20 protein-coding genes and 1 other annotated feature are annotated in these 17,313 nt (G+C 43.7%); of the genes, 3 read left to right on the top strand and 17 right to left on the bottom strand.

Going from position 1 to position 17,313, the window contains the following annotated elements; all coding sequences use genetic code 11:
- Positions 1-60 precede the first annotated feature (60 nt).
- Both NST16_RS03750 and NST16_RS03745 read right to left on the bottom strand, forming a co-directional pair.
- Positions 61-1,029 carry a glycoside hydrolase family 43 protein gene (locus tag NST16_RS03750; protein WP_340888267.1) on the bottom strand — a complete coding sequence of 323 codons (969 nt, stop codon included), beginning with the start codon at positions 1,027-1,029 and terminating at the stop codon, positions 61-63.
- A gap of 155 nt (positions 1,030-1,184) precedes the next feature.
- Positions 1,185-2,270 carry a M42 family metallopeptidase gene (locus tag NST16_RS03745; RefSeq protein WP_340884016.1) on the bottom strand — a complete coding sequence of 362 codons (1,086 nt, stop codon included), beginning with the start codon at positions 2,268-2,270 and terminating at the stop codon, positions 1,185-1,187.
- A gap of 187 nt (positions 2,271-2,457) precedes the next feature.
- On the opposite strand from NST16_RS03745, the gene ysdB reads away from it, so the two are divergent.
- On the top strand, positions 2,458-2,850 hold the full coding sequence (gene ysdB / locus NST16_RS03740) for a sigma W pathway protein YsdB (RefSeq protein WP_168748494.1): 393 nt from the start codon (positions 2,458-2,460) through the stop codon (positions 2,848-2,850).
- Between the two features lie 16 nt (positions 2,851-2,866).
- On the opposite strand, the gene NST16_RS03735 is transcribed toward ysdB, so the two are convergent.
- The 5 genes from NST16_RS03735 to NST16_RS03715 all read right to left on the bottom strand — a co-directional run bounded on the left by NST16_RS03735 (position 2,867) and on the right by NST16_RS03715 (position 4,842).
- Positions 2,867-3,136, bottom strand: a complete 270-nt coding sequence (locus NST16_RS03735; RefSeq protein ID WP_168748495.1) for a DUF1294 domain-containing protein — start codon at positions 3,134-3,136, stop codon at positions 2,867-2,869.
- Between the two features lie 53 nt (positions 3,137-3,189).
- Positions 3,190-3,549: a 50S ribosomal protein L20 gene (gene rplT / locus NST16_RS03730; RefSeq protein WP_003222420.1), complete on the bottom strand. Its 360-nt coding sequence runs from the start codon at positions 3,547-3,549 to the stop codon at positions 3,190-3,192.
- Between the two features lie 31 nt (positions 3,550-3,580).
- Positions 3,581-3,781 carry a 50S ribosomal protein L35 gene (rpmI, locus tag NST16_RS03725; protein ID WP_003222418.1) on the bottom strand — a complete coding sequence of 67 codons (201 nt, stop codon included), beginning with the start codon at positions 3,779-3,781 and terminating at the stop codon, positions 3,581-3,583.
- A gap of 12 nt (positions 3,782-3,793) precedes the next feature.
- Positions 3,794-4,315: a translation initiation factor IF-3 gene (infC, locus tag NST16_RS03720; protein WP_071543361.1), complete on the bottom strand. Its 522-nt coding sequence runs from the start codon at positions 4,313-4,315 to the stop codon at positions 3,794-3,796.
- A 56-nt stretch (positions 4,316-4,371) separates the two neighbouring features.
- Positions 4,372-4,502: a sequence feature (ribosomal protein L20 leader region), on the bottom strand.
- Between the two features lie 181 nt (positions 4,503-4,683).
- Positions 4,684-4,842 (bottom strand): hypothetical protein, encoded by a 159-nt coding sequence (locus NST16_RS03715; protein WP_326218140.1) that lies wholly within the window; start codon positions 4,840-4,842, stop codon positions 4,684-4,686.
- Between the two features lie 124 nt (positions 4,843-4,966).
- On the opposite strand from NST16_RS03715, the gene NST16_RS03710 reads away from it, so the two are divergent.
- Positions 4,967-5,599, top strand: coding sequence for a hypothetical protein (locus NST16_RS03710; RefSeq protein WP_229146527.1), 633 nt, complete (start codon positions 4,967-4,969; stop codon positions 5,597-5,599).
- 31 nt (positions 5,600-5,630) lie between these two features.
- Here NST16_RS03710 and lrgB read toward each other — a convergent pair whose 3' ends face one another.
- The 4 genes from lrgB to lytS form a co-directional block, all read right to left on the bottom strand.
- A complete protein-coding gene (gene lrgB / locus NST16_RS03705) occupies positions 5,631-6,326 on the bottom strand; it encodes an antiholin-like protein LrgB (RefSeq protein ID WP_010335252.1) in 696 nt (231 codons plus the stop codon).
- A gap of 21 nt (positions 6,327-6,347) precedes the next feature.
- A complete protein-coding gene (gene lrgA, locus NST16_RS03700) occupies positions 6,348-6,788 on the bottom strand; it encodes an antiholin-like murein hydrolase modulator LrgA (RefSeq protein WP_010335253.1) in 441 nt (146 codons plus the stop codon).
- Positions 6,789-6,922: 134 nt separating this feature from the next.
- Complete coding sequence (locus NST16_RS03695; protein ID WP_340884005.1) at positions 6,923-7,648, bottom strand: LytR/AlgR family response regulator transcription factor; 726 nt, start codon at positions 7,646-7,648, stop codon at positions 6,923-6,925.
- A complete protein-coding gene (lytS, locus tag NST16_RS03690) occupies positions 7,626-9,407 on the bottom strand; it encodes a two-component system sensor histidine kinase LytS (protein WP_010335255.1) in 1,782 nt (593 codons plus the stop codon). The genes NST16_RS03695 and lytS overlap by 23 nt, the downstream gene beginning before the upstream one ends.
- 172 nt (positions 9,408-9,579) lie before the next feature.
- On the opposite strand from lytS, the gene NST16_RS03685 reads away from it, so the two are divergent.
- A complete protein-coding gene (locus NST16_RS03685) occupies positions 9,580-10,365 on the top strand; it encodes an HAD family hydrolase (protein ID WP_010335256.1) in 786 nt (261 codons plus the stop codon).
- Positions 10,366-10,403: 38 nt separating this feature from the next.
- On the opposite strand, the gene thrS is transcribed toward NST16_RS03685, so the two are convergent.
- From thrS to nrdR, 6 genes are all read right to left on the bottom strand, one after another.
- A complete protein-coding gene (gene thrS / locus NST16_RS03680; protein ID WP_010335257.1) occupies positions 10,404-12,335 on the bottom strand; it encodes a threonine--tRNA ligase in 1,932 nt (643 codons plus the stop codon).
- 394 nt (positions 12,336-12,729) lie between these two features.
- Entirely contained in the window at positions 12,730-13,575 is an 846-nt protein-coding gene (ytxC, locus tag NST16_RS03675; protein WP_340884000.1) for a putative sporulation protein YtxC, read from the bottom strand.
- 78 nt (positions 13,576-13,653) lie between these two features.
- Positions 13,654-14,295, bottom strand: coding sequence for a TVP38/TMEM64 family protein (locus NST16_RS03670; RefSeq protein ID WP_168748501.1), 642 nt, complete (start codon positions 14,293-14,295; stop codon positions 13,654-13,656).
- 38 nt (positions 14,296-14,333) lie between these two features.
- The gene (gene dnaI / locus NST16_RS03665; protein ID WP_024122442.1) at positions 14,334-15,266 is read right to left on the bottom strand and encodes a primosomal protein DnaI; all 933 of its coding nucleotides are present in this window, start codon (positions 15,264-15,266) and stop codon (positions 14,334-14,336) included.
- A 27-nt stretch (positions 15,267-15,293) separates the two neighbouring features.
- Positions 15,294-16,715 carry a replication initiation membrane attachment protein DnaB gene (gene dnaB / locus NST16_RS03660; protein WP_340883992.1) on the bottom strand — a complete coding sequence of 474 codons (1,422 nt, stop codon included), beginning with the start codon at positions 16,713-16,715 and terminating at the stop codon, positions 15,294-15,296.
- Positions 16,716-16,827: 112 nt separating this feature from the next.
- Positions 16,828-17,286 carry a transcriptional regulator NrdR gene (gene nrdR / locus NST16_RS03655; protein WP_010335260.1) on the bottom strand — a complete coding sequence of 153 codons (459 nt, stop codon included), beginning with the start codon at positions 17,284-17,286 and terminating at the stop codon, positions 16,828-16,830.
- Between the last annotated feature and the right edge of the window lie 27 nt (positions 17,287-17,313).

The raw sequence follows: 17,313 nt of genomic DNA, 5'->3' as shown, positions 1-17,313 counted from the left end.
AAAAGCCCTGATATATCAGGGCTAAACAAAGATTATAGATATGAATGATTGACCTTTCTCTTAATACGATGGCCAGCCTGAGCTCCAATTCAAATCATTGATTAAAAGCTTTGGAGTGCCGTTGTCTTTTGCATCATAAGCGTGACGCACGAGTATGTTCCCGTTTACGATATCCTGTCCGCCCGGCCCTTTCCACTGTTCATTGCCGGCATCAAGAATTGTACCGCCCCCATCCATCATACTTTTAGCGTTTCTGTCTACATAAGGACCTGTAATATTTTTAGACCTGCCGTAAGCAATTTTGTACGTACTATTTACCCCTTGACAGCATTTATCGAATGAAACCATTAAATAATAGTAGCCATTATTGTATGTTAAAGTAGGGGCTTCCAGAGCACCGCCGTTATTTGGTCTGGCTGCTATTGAATATAATGAACCGGTTGGTTTCATCGTAGATTTATTTAATTTTGTTAATTTAATTCCGCCCCAAAATGAACCAAACGCAAGCCAAGGATTTCCATCCTTGTCAATTGTTAATTCAGGATCAATGGCATTATAATTATTTGCACTTGTTGTCCGAGTAACTAGCCCTTCGTCCTTCCAGCTGCCCGAACTGAGATTAGTTGCTGAAGCAAGACCAATTAAAGAGGTGTTGCTTCCAAACGAAGAAACCGAATAGTAAAGCCAGTACTTTCCGTTGTAGTATGTCACATCCGGAGCCCATTGGTTTCGTTCGAAATTAGGCACATATTGGCTCCACCAAGATAAAGGACTGGTGAAAATAGATTTTTGAACTCTCCATACCCCGTTGCTGTCCGCTTTCAGTACACGAAGTCCGTTTTCCTTTTCAAGCCCTGTCCCGAAAGCATACCAAGTATTTCCTTCCTTTGCCATCGTCGGATCATGCAGAAGCTCGTTCGATGCTCCCCAAAAAGCGGCTGATGCTGGTAAAGCGGACAACATCACAGCACCAGCTGTTAAAGCTGCGCAAGAAAAACGCAACAAACCAGAAAACGCTTTCTTTTTCATATTCATTAAATCCTCCTTTTTTTGAGATATAGAAAACTTGTCTATCATCCAGACTAACACATATTTTCTATATATATCCTCATTGTAGAGTTGCCTATTGTATTTGTACAGACAAAAAAATAGAATCCGCCTTTTATAGCGGATTCTGATGATTTTTATTCATATGTGATTTGGTTAACTGTCTTTCGGTCTAATTTCTTAATGACTTCTGTGATTAATTTCACAGCGTTTTCATAGTCATCCCGATGAAGCATTGCCGCATGCGTATGAATATAGCGGCTGGCGATTGTGATAGAGAGTGCCGGCACTCCATTTGCCGTTAAATGAATAGAACCGGAATCAGTACCGCCGCCGGCAATCGAATCAAATTGATACGGAATGCCCGCTTCCTCGGCCGTTTCAACAACTACATCACGCAGCCCTTTGTGAGAGACCATTGAGGCATCATACAATATAATTTGCGGCCCTTCTCCCATTTTACTTTGCGCTTCTTTCTCTGAAATGCCTGGTGTGTCTCCAGCTATGCCTACATCAACGCCAAACGCGATATCAGGCTGAATCGTGTGTGCAGCCGTTTTCGCCCCTCGTAAGCCGACTTCTTCTTGCACTGTTCCCACACCATACACAACATTTGGATGATCAGTATCTTTTAGATTTCTTAACACGTCAATTGCAATTGCACAGCCTATACGGTTGTCCCATGCCTTGGCTAATAAATGTTTTTCATTGTTCATAACCGTAAATTCAAAATGCGGAACGATCATATCGCCTGGGAGTACGCCCCATTCCAATGCTTCCTCACGGCTTGAAGCCCCGATATCAACGAACATCTCTTTGATGTCTACCGGTTTTTTTCTCGCCTCAGCAGATAAAATGTGCGGAGGCTTAGATCCGATAACCCCTGTGACCTCTCCCTTTTTCGTCACGATGGTGACACGCTGAGCCAGCATGACTTGAGACCACCAGCCGCCGACAGTTTGAAAACGGATAAAGCCTTTATCGGTGATTTGTGTCACCATAAAACCGACTTCATCCAAATGCCCGGCAATCATAATTTTCGGACCGTTTTCCGCGCCTGTTTTTTTCGCAATTAAACTGCCAAGCCGGTCAGTTGTCACTTCATCAGCAAATGGTTCTATGTATGATTTCATCACTTGCCTTACTTCTCTTTCATTTCCCGGAATACCTTTTGCATCAGTTAATTCCTTCAGCATGGTTAATGTTTCATCCAATTTAGCCATGATTCCAAAAACCTCCCTCATATGTCCTGCATTATTATTATACAAAACCTGACGGTAACCATACGACTATTTCACTTAAAAAGCGGGTATATCTTTTTTAACAAACTTCTTTTAGAAAAAGTGAAACCTTTTTCTATGCACTTCGTATTACATCAGATCATCACAATGAGGGAGGTGCCTTCACACAATGTTTATCATGGTTCTCCGGATACTATTGCTTGCTTTATTTGCTTACTGTATTTATGCCTTGGTCAAATATGTCGCCAATCCAAAGAGAAGACTGAAGCTGGCCCAATCAAAAGAACTTTTTTATATTATCGATGAACAGAACAATACCCGAAAGAACTTTCAATTGACGTATAAAGGCGTGCTTTTTGAAGGAGAAAAGCATATTCCTTCCAAGGATCATCCGCTGTTCATCCACACCATCTTCGTATGGACAGAGTCTCCTGAAAAGCTGAAAAACTTCTCTGCAAAAGATTTTAAGAACATTGAAGAAAAAGTACTGGAACGATATCCGGATTGCAAAATTGACTGGGATCAGCCCATAAAACTTGCAAAAAAAGCAGAAGAGCGCTAAACGCTTTTCTGCTTTTTTATAAATCAAACGGACTGTAATAGATACCGATCAACACCGCTTCAATTACCAAAAGAAACGGCACACCGTATTGAAATGATGTGTGCTTCGTTTTATGTCTGAAGGTCTGCATGCCGAGCCAGACACCAAGCGCTCCAAACACAATGGCAATCAGCCACAGCCGATCTTCAGAAATTCTCCATTTGTGGTGCTGCGCTCTTCGTTTATCTGCGCCCATCACCCAAAAACCGCACAGATTGATCAGAACTAGATATACAGCAATCATCATGTTCCCTCATCCTTTATATAAAAAAGCCGCTCTTAGAGAGCGGCTCTATATCATTATTTGTTTAATTGAGCTTTAGCAGCATCAGCAAGCTGATTGAATGCAGTAAGATCGTTTACAGCAAGATCAGCAAGCATTTTACGGTTTACTTCGATACCAGAAAGCTTAAGACCGTGCATTAAACGGCTGTAAGAAAGACCGTTCATGCGAGCAGCTGCGTTGATACGAGTGATCCAAAGCTTACGGAAATCACGTTTTTTCTGACGACGGTCACGGAAAGCATAGTTTCCAGATTTCATGACCTGCTGGTTAGCTACTTTGTATAATGTATGTTTTGAACCGAAATAACCTTTTGCTAATTTAAGAACCTTTTTACGACGCTTACGTGTAACAGTTCCGCCTTTTACTCTTGGCATTAAATTTCCCTCCTAATTGTTCCTTGTCCGATTACTTGATGTTAGCAAGCATTTGTTTGATACGTTTGAAGTCTCCTGCGCTTACAACAGCACTCTTGCGAAGCTTACGCTTTTGCTTTTGAGATTTGTTGGCGAATAAGTGACTTGTGTATGCATGAGAACGTTTTAACTTCCCAGAACCTGTCTTTTTAAAACGTTTAGCAGATCCGCGGTGAGTTTTCATTTTTGGCATGGGATTTCCTCCTTATTGCTTTTCGTTTTTCGGCGCGAGCATGAGGAACATGCTGCGGCCGTCCATTTTTGGTTTTGTTTCGACTGTCGCAACCTCAGCACATGCTTCAGAAAAACGGTCTAGTACACGTTGGCCGATTTCTTTATGAGTAATTGCGCGTCCTTTAAAGCGGATAGAAGCTTTCACTTTATCGCCTTTTTCAAGGAATTTAATCGCATTGCGCAACTTCGTGTTAAAGTCGTGCTCATCGATTGTCGGACTTAATCTAACTTCTTTTAAGTTAATGATTTTTTGATTTTTGCGTGCTTCTTTGTCCTTTTTCTGCTGCTCGAATCTGAACTTTCCGTAGTCCATGATGCGGCAGACAGGCGGTTTTGCATTTGCTGCAACTAACACAAGGTCAAGATTTGCGCGGCCGGCTATTTCAAGTGCTTCCTGACGGGACTTGATTCCAAGCTGGTCGCCATTTTGTCCGATTAAGCGGACCTCACGTGCACGGATACCCTCATTAACCAATTGATCTTTGCTAATAATGAGCCACCTCCATAGTTTCTTCGAATTGATTCACACTCTTTTGACTGCATTCTGCAGGCAAACAAAAAGTGCGGGCATTATAAAACACCCACACTACGAACATCTGTATCAATAAAAATGTACGGTCAACCTGCCAACTACATGAATGTGTCAATCAGGTGAGAAGCGGGTGCTTCTGCTTGTGATTTATATTCAATTCAATAACTATTCTACACAATGCCGGATGTTTAGTCAAGGATGACTTACCCGGAACAACTTTCTCATTGTAACACGGGTTATTTATGAGTGCAAGAGAGAAAAAGAAAATCTTTTATTCTTATCCAGCATGCATGTGTTCTGAACCCTCCAGACAATCATGAAGGATTTTGTTAAAAAGCATTGGCTGAGCCAGCGGCGATCCATGGGTAATGAAAACGCTGAAAATCGCTGATTTGCTCTTCCCACATCCAGCCGCTGACACCCCCGCCATGAATAAAGATCAGTAGCTGCGGATGCTCCGCACCAGATTCTGTTATACGAAGATCCAATATACTCCCCCATCCTTCTCCTTATTGCGCAGTTTATCAAAAAACCACATATAGGAAAAAATGCTAAACAAAGTGAACCTCATACTAAAAAAGCCGATATAAGAACCAGAAGGGAGTCCGACACATGAACAAACCGATACAGCTTACTCTATTTTTGACATTGATAGTAACCGGCTGCTCCAATAGCAACAGCATATCTTCAGAGCCAAAAGAAGAGACTGTTATCACAGCCGCAGCGTTTCATGAAAACAAGCTGGAGAAAGAGCTGAAAAACCTAAAACCCGTTTCATTGAAAATGGTGAATCCGCTCGCAACTGAATTAGGAAAGCTGAAGGCGAAGCAAGAAGCCGAGAAACAAAGACAAATCACTGCAGCGAAAAAACGCGAAAAAGAGCAGCGAGCGAAACGAAAAAAACAACAGGAGGAAGAAGCGGAAAGGCAACGATTGGCACAGGCAGCAGCAGAAAGACAAGCTGAGCTTGAAAGGCAGCGTCAGGCAGCAATCCAAAAACAGCAGGAAGCAAATGCCGAAAAAGAACGGCAAGCGCAGGAACAGCGTCAGCAGAATGAGGCATCCTCATCTAACAGCCAAAATGCGCCATCTTCCCCGAGCCAGACAGATGATGCCATTCAACAGCCGGCTTCTGAGCTCCCTGATGACGACGGCTATGGTTATGAAGAACGAAAAAAGTGGCATGACGATCAAGTGGAATGGGGCATTAAACAAGGATATATCGATCCGGAAGACGCACCATAAAATAGAAAAAGCCAAGGCTGTCAGCCTTGGCTTAACCTCCGATCAGCTGTATAAACACAGGAATGACCAGAACCGTTACGACCCCGACAACGACAACAGCAATACTTGCCATCGCGGCTTCGACTTCACCCATCTCGATCCCGACGGCTACACCGAGTGCGTGTCCGGACGTTCCGAGAGCCAACCCTTTTGAAATGGGATTCTTCACTTTAAATACCTTTAAAAACAAAGCGCCGAGCGCATACACAATGACGGCGTTAAAGATGACCGCAAAAGCTGTGATATCGCTGATGCCGCCAATATCTTTTGATAAAGGAAGCGCAATCGCCGTTGTTGCCGCCTGCGGAAGCATACTTTTCATAACAGCCTCATCAAGGTGAATCCCTTTTGCAAGCAAATAGACAATCGTGACAGAGCAGATAGAGCCTGCGATAATGGAGGACATAATTTGCCACCAGTATTTTTTCAGTTTATCTCTTTGTTTGTACAATGGAATGGCAAAGGCAATCGTCGCAGGTTCCAGGAAAAACTTAATGATTTCTCCTCCGTTATTATAGTCAGCGTAAGAGAAACCGCCGATTTTCAAGAATGCAATTCCAAGCACCATCGCAACAAACAATGGAGTGAAAAGGAAGAACCCTTTTGTTTTTTTAAATAAAAAGGTGCCGATGCCGAAAGCGGCCAGTGATACGACAATTCCGAAATAAGGACTCATTGTGCTTTCCATTTCATGAACCTCCTGTTTCTTTTAATGATGAACAAGTTCGTTTTTCTTCTGCGGCGGCTGCACTGTTTTTGCTTTTATGTCATCGGCAGTCTTGCGTTTTCCGCTCAATGTAAGAATAAGCTGAGAAAACAATCCTGTTGCCCCCAATAAAATAATTGTTGCGAGAAGAATGACAAGGACGATTTGCAGGCCGTATTGCTGCATCACACCAAGAGAATTCATAACAGATATACCTGATGGAACAAATAAAAATCCGATCAATGAGGTTAAAGACGTTCCGAGCGTTTCTACTTGTTCCAGTTTAATTACTTTCAAGCATAATAGGAGAAATAATAAGACCAATCCTACAACTGACGCCGGTATAGGAATTGGGACAAAAGCGGCAATCATATTGGAAACCATCATAATGACGGCAAAAATAAATGCTTGTGTTAAAAATCCGTACACTTTTTTAGCACTCATTTTCTTCACCTCTTTCTCTTTTGTACCCTCATTATAAATAAGAATTTCTATCTATTAAGCGCTTACATGATAACTTGCCGAATATTTAAGGTGAGTTGCAGCATAAAAAGGATGAAATACAAAAAGCCGCCCCGTCAAATATGGAGCAGCTTTTTTAATTCCTTGGCATATGTCCGGCTGACCGGTATTTTCGATCCGTCTTTCATGATCAGGTTATAGGTGGAATTAAACCAAGGCTGTATCTCTTTGATGTACTCAGTATTAACGACAAAGCTTCGATGGACGCGGAGAAAATCAGGTTCCGGAAGCTTTTTTTCAATGACAACGAGCGTATCATTGACTGCATAAGAAGCATCAAAGGTTTTTACATTGACATGGCCATCTTCGGTTCCCGCAAAGATTATATCCTTCGTATCCACAATCACAATCGATTCACCGACAGATAAGGCTAATTTATGCTGGCTGGCATGGCCGGTCTGTTCTGGTTCAGCAATCTCCCGCTTTACCTTTTTATACTTTTTCATTGTTTGCCGAACCCTTTCTTCATCGAAAGGTTTGGTTAAGTAATCGAGAGCGTCCACTTCAAAAGCTTTAAGTGCATACTGGTCATAGGCCGTCGCGAACACAACCGCCGGAGGATGCTTCATATTCTTCAATCGTTTTGCGATATCAAAGCCATTCTCACCGGATAAATCAACGTCTAAAAACAGCAAATCAGGCTTTTGATCCATCATTTGGTCAAACGCTGATTCAATATTTTCTGCTTCATTGATTTCTAATTCCTCATTTGTCCTTTTGAGTAAATAGGCCAGTTCATCTCTTGCCAGAATCTCATCATCAACTATTAACACCCTGAGCATGTTCTTCTCCCTCTTTCATTTGTTGCATAGGCACTTGAAAGGAAACCTCTGTCCCTTTATGTACCTCACTCTTGATATGTAATGCAGCCTGCTGGCCGAATAAACCAATCAGCCGCTGATTCAGATTATAAAGCGCAGTCCCTGTTCCTTCCTTAGAAGGCAGCGGTTTATTCCCCAGTTCCGGCAAGACGTCCGGCGGAATTCCACGACCATTATCCGTGACCTTCATATAGACGGATGACTCATCAGATAAGACACAAACCGTTACCTTGCACATGTCTTGTTTTTTGGGAAATGCATGCCGCAATGCGTTTTCAACAAGCACCTGTAAGACAAACGGAGGAATCTCAATTGGCTCCAGTCTGCTGTCAATATCAAGCTCAATCTCATATTTCCCGGGAAAACGCGCCTGTTCTAATGACAGATAGGCTTGAAGATGATTCAGCTCCTTTGAAAGCGGGATCAGCAGCTGTCTTGCTCCTTGGAGATTAGAACGAAAGTACACACTAAGCTGCAGCAAAAGCTTACGGGTTTTTTCAACATCTGTCCGGCATAAAGCAGAAATCGTATTGATGGCATTAAATAAAAAATGCGGGTTAACCTGTGCTTGAAGCGCTTTGATTTCCGCATCCTTCAGAAGCTTGCTTTGCAGCTCAGCCTCACCGAGCTCAAGTTGTGTCGAAAACAGCATGGCAAGCCCCTCGGCAAGCTCCTCCTCTACCTGACTGAGACCGGCCGGGCTTTTAAAATACATTTTTAACGTTCCGATTGTGTTCCCGTTTGATGTCAAAGGCAGTACAATCGCCGCGTGCAAAGGGCATTCCGGATGGGTGCATTCAATCTCTTCCTGTGAAGTAGCCTTCATGATGCGCCCTGTTTTAATTACCTTTTTAGACAGACCTGTGATCAAGCTTTTAGATGGGATATGATGGTCCATTCCCGCTCCGACATGCGCAAGTATTTTCTCATTATCCGTCAGAGATACCGCATCCGTTCCGGTCATCTTATGGATGATGGACGCTACACTTTTACAAGAGCTTTCATTTAACCCTTGACGGAAAAAAGGAAGCGTCTGATCGGCAATGGTCAGCACCCTGTGCGTTTCAAGCGCTCTCGCCTGTTCTTCCTTGCGAATAATGGCTTGAATAATCGACAGGAAAATAAAGCTGCCTGTTCCGTTAATGAGGATCATCGGGATCCCGATCATGCTGACAAGCTCCCAAGCATCATTGAACGGCTTTGCCATCAGCAAAATAATGACCATTTGCAAGGACTCCATACCGATTCCGACGAGAGCTGCGATACGCGGTGTCGGCATTCGATAACGCTTCGTAAAATACCGGCCGATCCATCCCGCTAGAATTCCGGCTAAAACAGATGAGACCGCACAGCTTAAAGCCGTGCTGCCGCCGAGCGAAAACCGATGAAGGCCTGCTAATAACCCGATTCCCGCTCCAACAAACGGCCCGCCCAAAAGCCCTCCTATTTCAACGCCTAAAATACGGGTATTCGCAATAGAGCCAGACGGATCTATTGTAAACACCCAATCATTGTTCACAATCATATGTTTTTGAATTTCGATGCCGGTGTAATTGCTGATGATGCTGAAAAGAGAAAAAATAGAAATCAGTGCAGCCTTTCCTTTGTAGCCCTCCGGATTTTGAAGAGCCTGTCTGAAAAGTTTAGTGTGAGCCAGAATAAATCCCAATATAACAATAATTCCTACCCTTTCCAGCATCATAATCATTAATTGAATCATTTATGTCACCTGTTCTTTCCCATTTCATTTTATCATTTTTCGGCAAATCATTTCATGGCTGACTGTTTTTTTAAAATCGTCTGAAAACATATTTCACAAGGCTTTTATCTATTGTAGAATAAACATGAGCATTTTGGCAGAAAGAATTGAATCTGAAGCAGAGGAGAAGATCATGAAAGCCGTATTTTTTGATTTAGATGATACACTACTTTGGGATGAGAAAAGCGTCAGAACAACATTTGCAGAAACATGTTTACAGGCCGAGAAAAAATATGGTCTTGACCCGCAGGAATTTGAAGAAGCTGTTCGGGAAGCGGCGAGAGAATTGTACATGTCTTACGAGACATATCCTTATACGGTGATGATCGGCATTAACCCATTTGAAGGGCTCTGGTCGAATTTCTCTGAGCCTATCAGTGAAGGGTTTCAGAAGCTGAATAAGATTGTGCCGGAGTACAGACGAAACGCATGGACAAACGGTCTGAAAGCGCTGGGTGTCGACGATCCGGCATATGGTGAATATTTGGGAGAGTTTTTTGCAGCGGAGCGCCGAAAACGCCCGTTTGTATACGATGAAACATTCGATGTGCTTGATCAATTAAAAGGAAAATATGAGTTGCTGCTTTTGACTAACGGCGATCCGAGTCTGCAAAAGGAGAAGCTCGCCGGCGTGCCTGAGCTCGCCCCTTATTTCAATGAAATTGTCATCTCAGGCGCTTTTGGCAAAGGGAAACCCGACGCTTCTATTTTCGAGCATTGCCTTCAGCTGATGAATATCCAAAAGGAGGATGCCGTCATGGTCGGCGATAACCTGAATACAGACATTTTAGGCGCTTCCAGAGCCGGTATCAAAACCGTATGGATCAATCGGACGGATAAGAAAAATGAAACAGAAGTGACGCCTGATTACATCATCAGCAGCCTTCATGATTTGTTTCCTATTTTAGAACATAAATAAAAAAGCATGATCTCTTTCATGAGATCATGCTTTTTTTATCATTTCTTCGCTTCAGCTACAGCCTTTTTCACAAAATCATCAAGTGAAATGGTTTCAGACTTCTGCTCTCCGTATTTACGGACGTTTACCGCTCCGTTTTCTGCTTCTTGGTCACCGACCACAAGCATGTACGGAATTTTTTGCATTTGCGCTTCGCGGATTTTGTAGCCGATTTTTTCATCACGGCTGTCGACTTCTACACGCAGGCCTTCACGCTGCAGGCGCTCTTGTACTTGCTTCGCATAATCCAAATGCACAGCCGGAGAAACCGGGATGACCTGGAACTGAACCGGTGCAAGCCATGTTGGAAGTGCGCCTTTATGCTCTTCGATAAGGAATGCAACAAATCGTTCCATTGTTGATACTACACCTCTGTGAATAACAACCGGTCGATGCTGCTTGCCGTCTTCTCCGATATATGTCAGATCGAAGCGTTCAGGCAGCAAGAAGTCCAACTGAACAGTAGACAATGTTTCTTCCTTGCCAATCGCTGTTTTCACCTGAACATCAAGTTTAGGGCCGTAGAATGCAGCTTCGCCTTCTGCTTCGTAATAGTCATGGCCAATTTCGTCCATTGCCGCTTTCAGCATAGATTGCGCTTTGTTCCACATTTCATCGTCATCAAAATATTTTTCTGTGTCTTCCGGGTCACGATAAGACAGACGGAAAGTGTAATCGTGCAAGCCGAAATCTTCATATACGTCCTGAATCAAACGAACAGTTCGGATAAACTCATCCTTAATCTGATCCGGACGGACAAAGATGTGAGCATCATTCAGTGTCATGCCGCGCACCCGCTGAAGACCTGACAGCGCACCTGACATTTCGTAGCGGTGCATTGTGCCAAGTTCAGCGATACGAATCGGAAGCTCACGGTAGCTGTGAATATCGTTTTTATAAATCATCATATGGTGCGGGCAGTTCATCGGACGGAGCACAAGTGTTTCATTGTCCATTTCCATCGGAGGGAACATGCCTTCTTGATAATGATCCCAGTGTCCTGATGTTTCATACAGCTCTTTGCTTCCAAGCACTGGTGTATAAACGTGTTCATAGCCGAGGCTGATTTCTTTATCGACAATATAGCGCTCAATCGTGCGGCGGATTGTCGCGCCTTTTGGCAGCCAAAGCGGCAGACCTTGTCCGACTTTTTGAGAATTCGCAAACAGCTTTAATTCTTTGCCGAGCTTTCTGTGGTCTCGCTCTTTTGCTTCTTCAAGCATGCGAAGATGCTCGTCAAGATCAGCTTTTTTGAAGAAAGCTGTTCCGTATACACGCTGAAGCATTTGATTATTGCTGTCACCGCGCCAATATGCACCTGCAAGGCTTAACAGCTTAAATTCTTTGATTTTTCCTGTTGACGGAACGTGTACGCCGCGGCACAGGTCAAAGAATTCGCCCTGCTCATAAATCGATACGGTTTCTCCCTCAGGAATCGCATCCAGCAGTTCAAGCTTCAGATCATCGCCGATTTCCGCAAAGCGGGCTTTCGCTTCTTCACGGCTGACTTCTTTTCGAACGATCGGAAGGTTCGCATTGACGATTTTTTTCATTTCTTTCTCGATTTTCGGCAGATCCTCCGGTGTAATCGCTTCTTCCATTTCTACATCATAGTAAAAACCGTTTTCGATAACAGGACCGACACCGAATTTCACATCTTTGTAAATGCGTTTAATCGCTTGCGCCAGCAAGTGAGCCGTACTGTGGCGCATAATCTCAAGACCCTCTTCTGATCCTTCAGTAATGATTTCCACAGTGCCGTCTTCGTTGATCGGCGTTTTCAAATCGATTTCTTTTCCGTTCAGTTTTCCGGCTAATGATTTCTTTTTTAATCCCGGACTGATGGATGCCGCGATATCTTCTGTTGTTGTTCCTTTCGCAAACTCCTTGACTGCTCCATCAGGAAATGTGATTTTTACCATATCTGACATCTTTGTCACTCCTTTTTTTGCATATAAAAACCCCGCCCCCTATGAAAGGGACGAGGTTGAATAAACGGAATCGTGGTTCCACCCTTTTTTCCGCAAGCCCATACATCGGCACCTGCGGCTCTAAACTCTGTAACGGGAGTTCCCGTCAGCCATTACTGTTCCTGCTAAAGGTGTTCACAGCTGAAGTTCAAAGGCGGTAAAGCGAATGGTCCTTAGCTGGGAAGCTTGCAGCCGTGACTTCCCTCTCTTCAAGCCGGTATCATTCCTTCATGTCCTTATCAGTACGTGTGTCAATCTTAATCTCCTATGTATTATAAATTGTTCGTTCTAAAAAATCAACACGATTGTATTTCCTTTTTTAAGCGGCAGCCTTATGTTTACAGGCTGCCGGCACTTATCCCTCCGAGTGCTTGACCGGTGTTTCAGCGTTTGAAAACGCCTGAAGCGGAAGCATTTGCACACGTTCTTGAAATACGTTTTGAATCGTCCTTACCATCATATGCTCCGGCTGGTCTGTATAGAGAACCACCTCATCAGGTGCGATGGAGATCAGCGGCGCAAGCAAATGGGAGTCAATGTACATGGGGTGATCCCGGACAAATCGCCTGTCTATGTATTTCATTTTTTCCCGTTCCGGCACATAGCGCATCTCCCACAGTGTAAACGAACCGTCATGGACAATGTGCACCTTTTTGATTCGCGGAGGCTTAGCCATTACGTAGTCTCTGAGTGTCTGAATAAAGTTTTGGTACTCCTGCTCCATCTTATATTCGTCTATTGCCGCTTCCACAGTTTCTCTAAGCTGTTCGTAGTACTTTCCGAGGCGAAAGATTTGAAAGGAACGAATTGAAAATACTTCGTCCTCTAAACAAATCGTTCGGAGCTCATCTAAAATATACTGCTTGCGCGGCGGCTTCATCGGTTCAAACGGAAGAACATCAGCTTCCCCCTCTATAATACTGTGTGCGAGCTGAAGGATTTGCTGCTGCTCATCCTGGTCCGTGAAACAATACGTCTCTTCAATCATCGACAGCATATGCTCGTCTTCTTTGCATTCTAAAAAAAACTTGACCAGAATCGGTTCCATAAAACGCTGAATAGAGAAAGCCGGCTCAGCTTTTTCAATCTCGATTTTTCGTATACTTTCACGGACAATGATGTTTTCCCGATCGTCCGAATGCTGAATGAGATGTAAAAAAGCGGCTGTATCTTGGTCATCTTCAAAGATTATTTCAAGCATGTTTGTCCCCCCTTACGGCATCTGTTACAAGTATATGGGGGATGTTTTTAAAATAGACGTAAAGGTCACAGGCAAATCTTAATTTGATTCTTGAAACAAGTTTTGCATTTTCTTTCTGAAGATAAGTGGCAGCGCCATAAAAATGATATAAAATCCGAGGACGAGAAAGAAGGCGGGCAAATTGCCCGTGAAAAAGCTTGCTCCCAGCACGTTCAGCGCAACGGTCCCAGGGATGATTCCCGCAGCCGTCGCCGCAAAATAGGGCAGCGCCTTGACATTAGAAAGCCCTGCCGCATAGCTGACGAAGTCAAAATTAATCGGAAGGATCCGCAGAAGAAAGATATAGAAAAAACCGTTTTCCTCCATCTGTTTCTGGATGTTTTCCAGCCTTTCATGATGGCTGTTCGTTTTTGCAGCAAACAGACTGGCTGCAAAAAATGAGACAGCCGAAGCGCACATCGACCCGAATAGTGTGTAAAGCGTGCCGAGAATCGGGCCAAAGGCGAGACCGCCCGCAATAGAAATAACTGATACCGGAAATAATACAAGCGGCCTGACGATCGATATCCCGATAAAGATAAGCGGTGCAAAGATGCCAAACGATAAAACCCATATTCGGATTTCCTTCGGAGATAGATTTAAATACCTTTTATTGGCCCAAAAAATCAAGCCTGCTCCCGCAAGCACTGCCAGCCATTTAACAGCCGTTTTAAGTTTCATACCCTCTCAGTTCCTTCCCCTTTGAACCGCAGCGGTTATTAATGGCGGCGGTTTTCTCCGTCAAGACGGATCGGAGCAGCCAGATATAAAATCCGCTCCATTAATCTAGCCGCTTTTACTTCTTCCTTTTCTCCCCTTTGCGAATACGTAAAATGATGTTTCAGCTCATCAGGCGAGAAATTAGAAGAGAAGAAAGTCGGCAGTTGCTGAGACATTCTGTGCTGAAGCACTGTCCCGATGACTTCATCCCTGACCCAGCTCGTCATCGATTCCGCTCCGATGTCGTCGAGCATCAGTACAGGCGTTGTTTTTACCATGTTCAGCTTTTCTTCCAATGAATGATCTTGAAGCGAGTTTTTCAGCTCTCTGACAAATTCGGGCACATAGACGATCATGGAGGAATACTCTTTTTCCGCCAGCTCATTGGCAATAGCGGCGAGCATAAAGGTTTTTCCTACGCCAAACTTGCCGTACAAATACAATCCTTTCCCTTTTCCCGTCTCATTATAGCTTTTCAGAAAATCCGTGACATGCTGGAACATTGCAAGTCTGCTCGGGTCATTAATATCGACCTGCTGGAACGTCGCTCCGAGAAGATCCTGCTGAATATACATGCTTTTCATGAGAGACTTCTGTTTTTTCTGCTGATCGAGTTTTCGTTTGACTGGACATTCGTAATACTCGATATCAATAGAGCGGCCGGTCATCACAAGCTTCGGATGGTAGCCCTCCAACAGATTATTGCTGTTTTCGTCTTCTGAACAATAAGAGCAGTGCTTGCTCTGTCCAATATATTCATAAAGCTTATTTAAGCTTCTTTCAATCATTTTTTGATCGATGACGTCTTCATTTTCCTTCAAAAATGCCTGAACGTCTTGATCCTTCATCACTTTTTCCTTCATTTGTTCAAGACGCTTTTGAAAATCCGGTCTGCCGGTTACGCCCTGCAGGGAACGGCTGATTGGTTCCATGTATTACTTCACCCCGCATCTCTGCTCTTAATAGGCAGAGTATTTTTTCAGTTTTTTCATTTCTTCCATCATCTTTTTCTTCTGTTCTTCCAAGTCCTGTTCATTCAGCATCTGCTGTCCGGCTTCAGAATCGGACGCCGATTTCTTTTCTTTCATCCAGTCAGGAAGTTTTTCTTCGCGAATCACTTTTTGATTTCGTTTAGAAGGTTGGCTCGTTTTACCTTCAGCCCATTCAAGATACTGGCGGTTTTCTTCTATGGCAAGCTTCATCGCTTCTCTGACCGTTTTGACTTTTTTGCGCGCCCAATGGGAGGCAATTTTTTGTATATAGTTTTTCGACAGCTTCATGTCGGTTTTCAGCATGACATAATAAATTAACACATTTGTGACGCCTGGCTCCAGCTTCTGTTCAAACATAATCTCTTCTATAATTTTCAAATCTGCTTTTGACGGTTCGGTTCCGTCCGCGATATCCTGAAGAAGCTTTTTCGGTGAGATGACCTCGAGCAATGCGATCAGCTCACTATCCAGCGAATCCTCTTCTGCCGGTTTTGCGCCTTCACGCAGATGTACCGGCTGTGTTTTCTCCACTAAGTCCGGCAGCTGTCCGTTCCTCTCGATTTGGTACCAGTCGCTTGCCGCTTTTCTTAAAGCTTCGGTGGTAATCACTTCATGCTCATCGATCGCGCTCATGACGACGTTTTGCATCTGCAAAGGATCAATGCCGTACAAATAAGAAAGCTTTTTAATCGTTTCCCGCACCTGCTGTGTCATTGCTTTTCTCGGAATCATCGTCTCCGAAAGCCCCGCTAAAAACAAATCAAAATCGAACACATCCTCTGTAACGGTGTAGGACGGAGCCTGTCCGACAGTTGTATACTCTCTTCCCGTCGCCAGTCTCACCGTTTCCTCCATATCGGATGTAAGCTTCCATTCACTCGGCTGCAGCGATTCAAACGCATGGTTAAACGGCCTTGTAATTTCTTTGGCGTCTTCTGAAATCGCCGGATGCGTAAAAAATTGTTTTAACTGCTGATATTTTGTTTTTCCAACTCTGTTATATAAAAAAACGTTCAGCATGCCGTCTTCGAAAAATTCATTCGGCCGCAGCGGCGGCAGCAGTTCATATATAAAGAGGCGCTCCTGCCGCTCGGATTCTTTCATATATACTTTCAGCAATCCGATGCCCTCTAGCTTTCCCTGTTCCTGATGGATCGTTTTCAAATTGGACTGAGTCATTCCCATCAGCTGTCTATGTGTGGATTCTCCGCCCCACAGTCGGTTTTGTTCAAGTTCTCCCCACAATGTCATATAAAGAGAGAATGCAACAGGGCCGATTAAGGGCTGGTACAGTTGTGTAATAATTTGTCTGTCAATATCCTGCAGCATTGATTTGCTTTTTACCACATAAGGGTCTACAGGCAGTACATCTTTCCAATAGTCAGCCATACATTCTCAAACCTTCCGATTATGTTTCTACCCTCATTTTACACCGTTTCGAATATCTATCAAATGCCAATTTTGCACATGAGAAAAGAGCTAGAAGAATCCTTTTAGCTCTTTAACGCTCTTTCTTTATTAAATCTTTTAATTCATCGATAAAGACATTAATATCTTTAAACTGCCGATAGACGGACGCGAACCGCACGTATGCGACTTCATCAACCTTAGCCAGGCGGTCCATGACCATCTCTCCGACGAACTCGCTTTTCACTTCGGAACAGCCTTGGTTGCGCAGTTCTTTTTCAATGTCAAAACACATATCTTCCAGCGTCTTGAGTGAAACAGGCCTTTTTTCACATGCTTTAATAAGGCCGCGCAGCATTTTTTCCCTGCTGAATTCCTCTCGCACGCCTTCTTTTTTCACAACGATAAGCGGGGTTTCCTCCACTTTCTCAAAGGTAGTAAAGCGGTAATGGCAGGCTTCGCATTCACGTCTTCTGCGAATGGATTTTCCGTCATCCACAGGCCGTGAATCGAGGACTCGTGTTCCGTTATGCTGGCATGAAGGACATTTCAATAAAATCAGCTCCCAACTATTTCGTTC

Origin of the sequence: Bacillus sp. FSL K6-1005 (genome assembly GCF_038000225.1) — a bacterium.
In the GTDB taxonomy this organism is placed as follows: domain Bacteria; phylum Bacillota; class Bacilli; order Bacillales; family Bacillaceae; genus Bacillus; species Bacillus mojavensis.
This window is presented reverse-complemented; position numbering and strand designations above follow the sequence as displayed.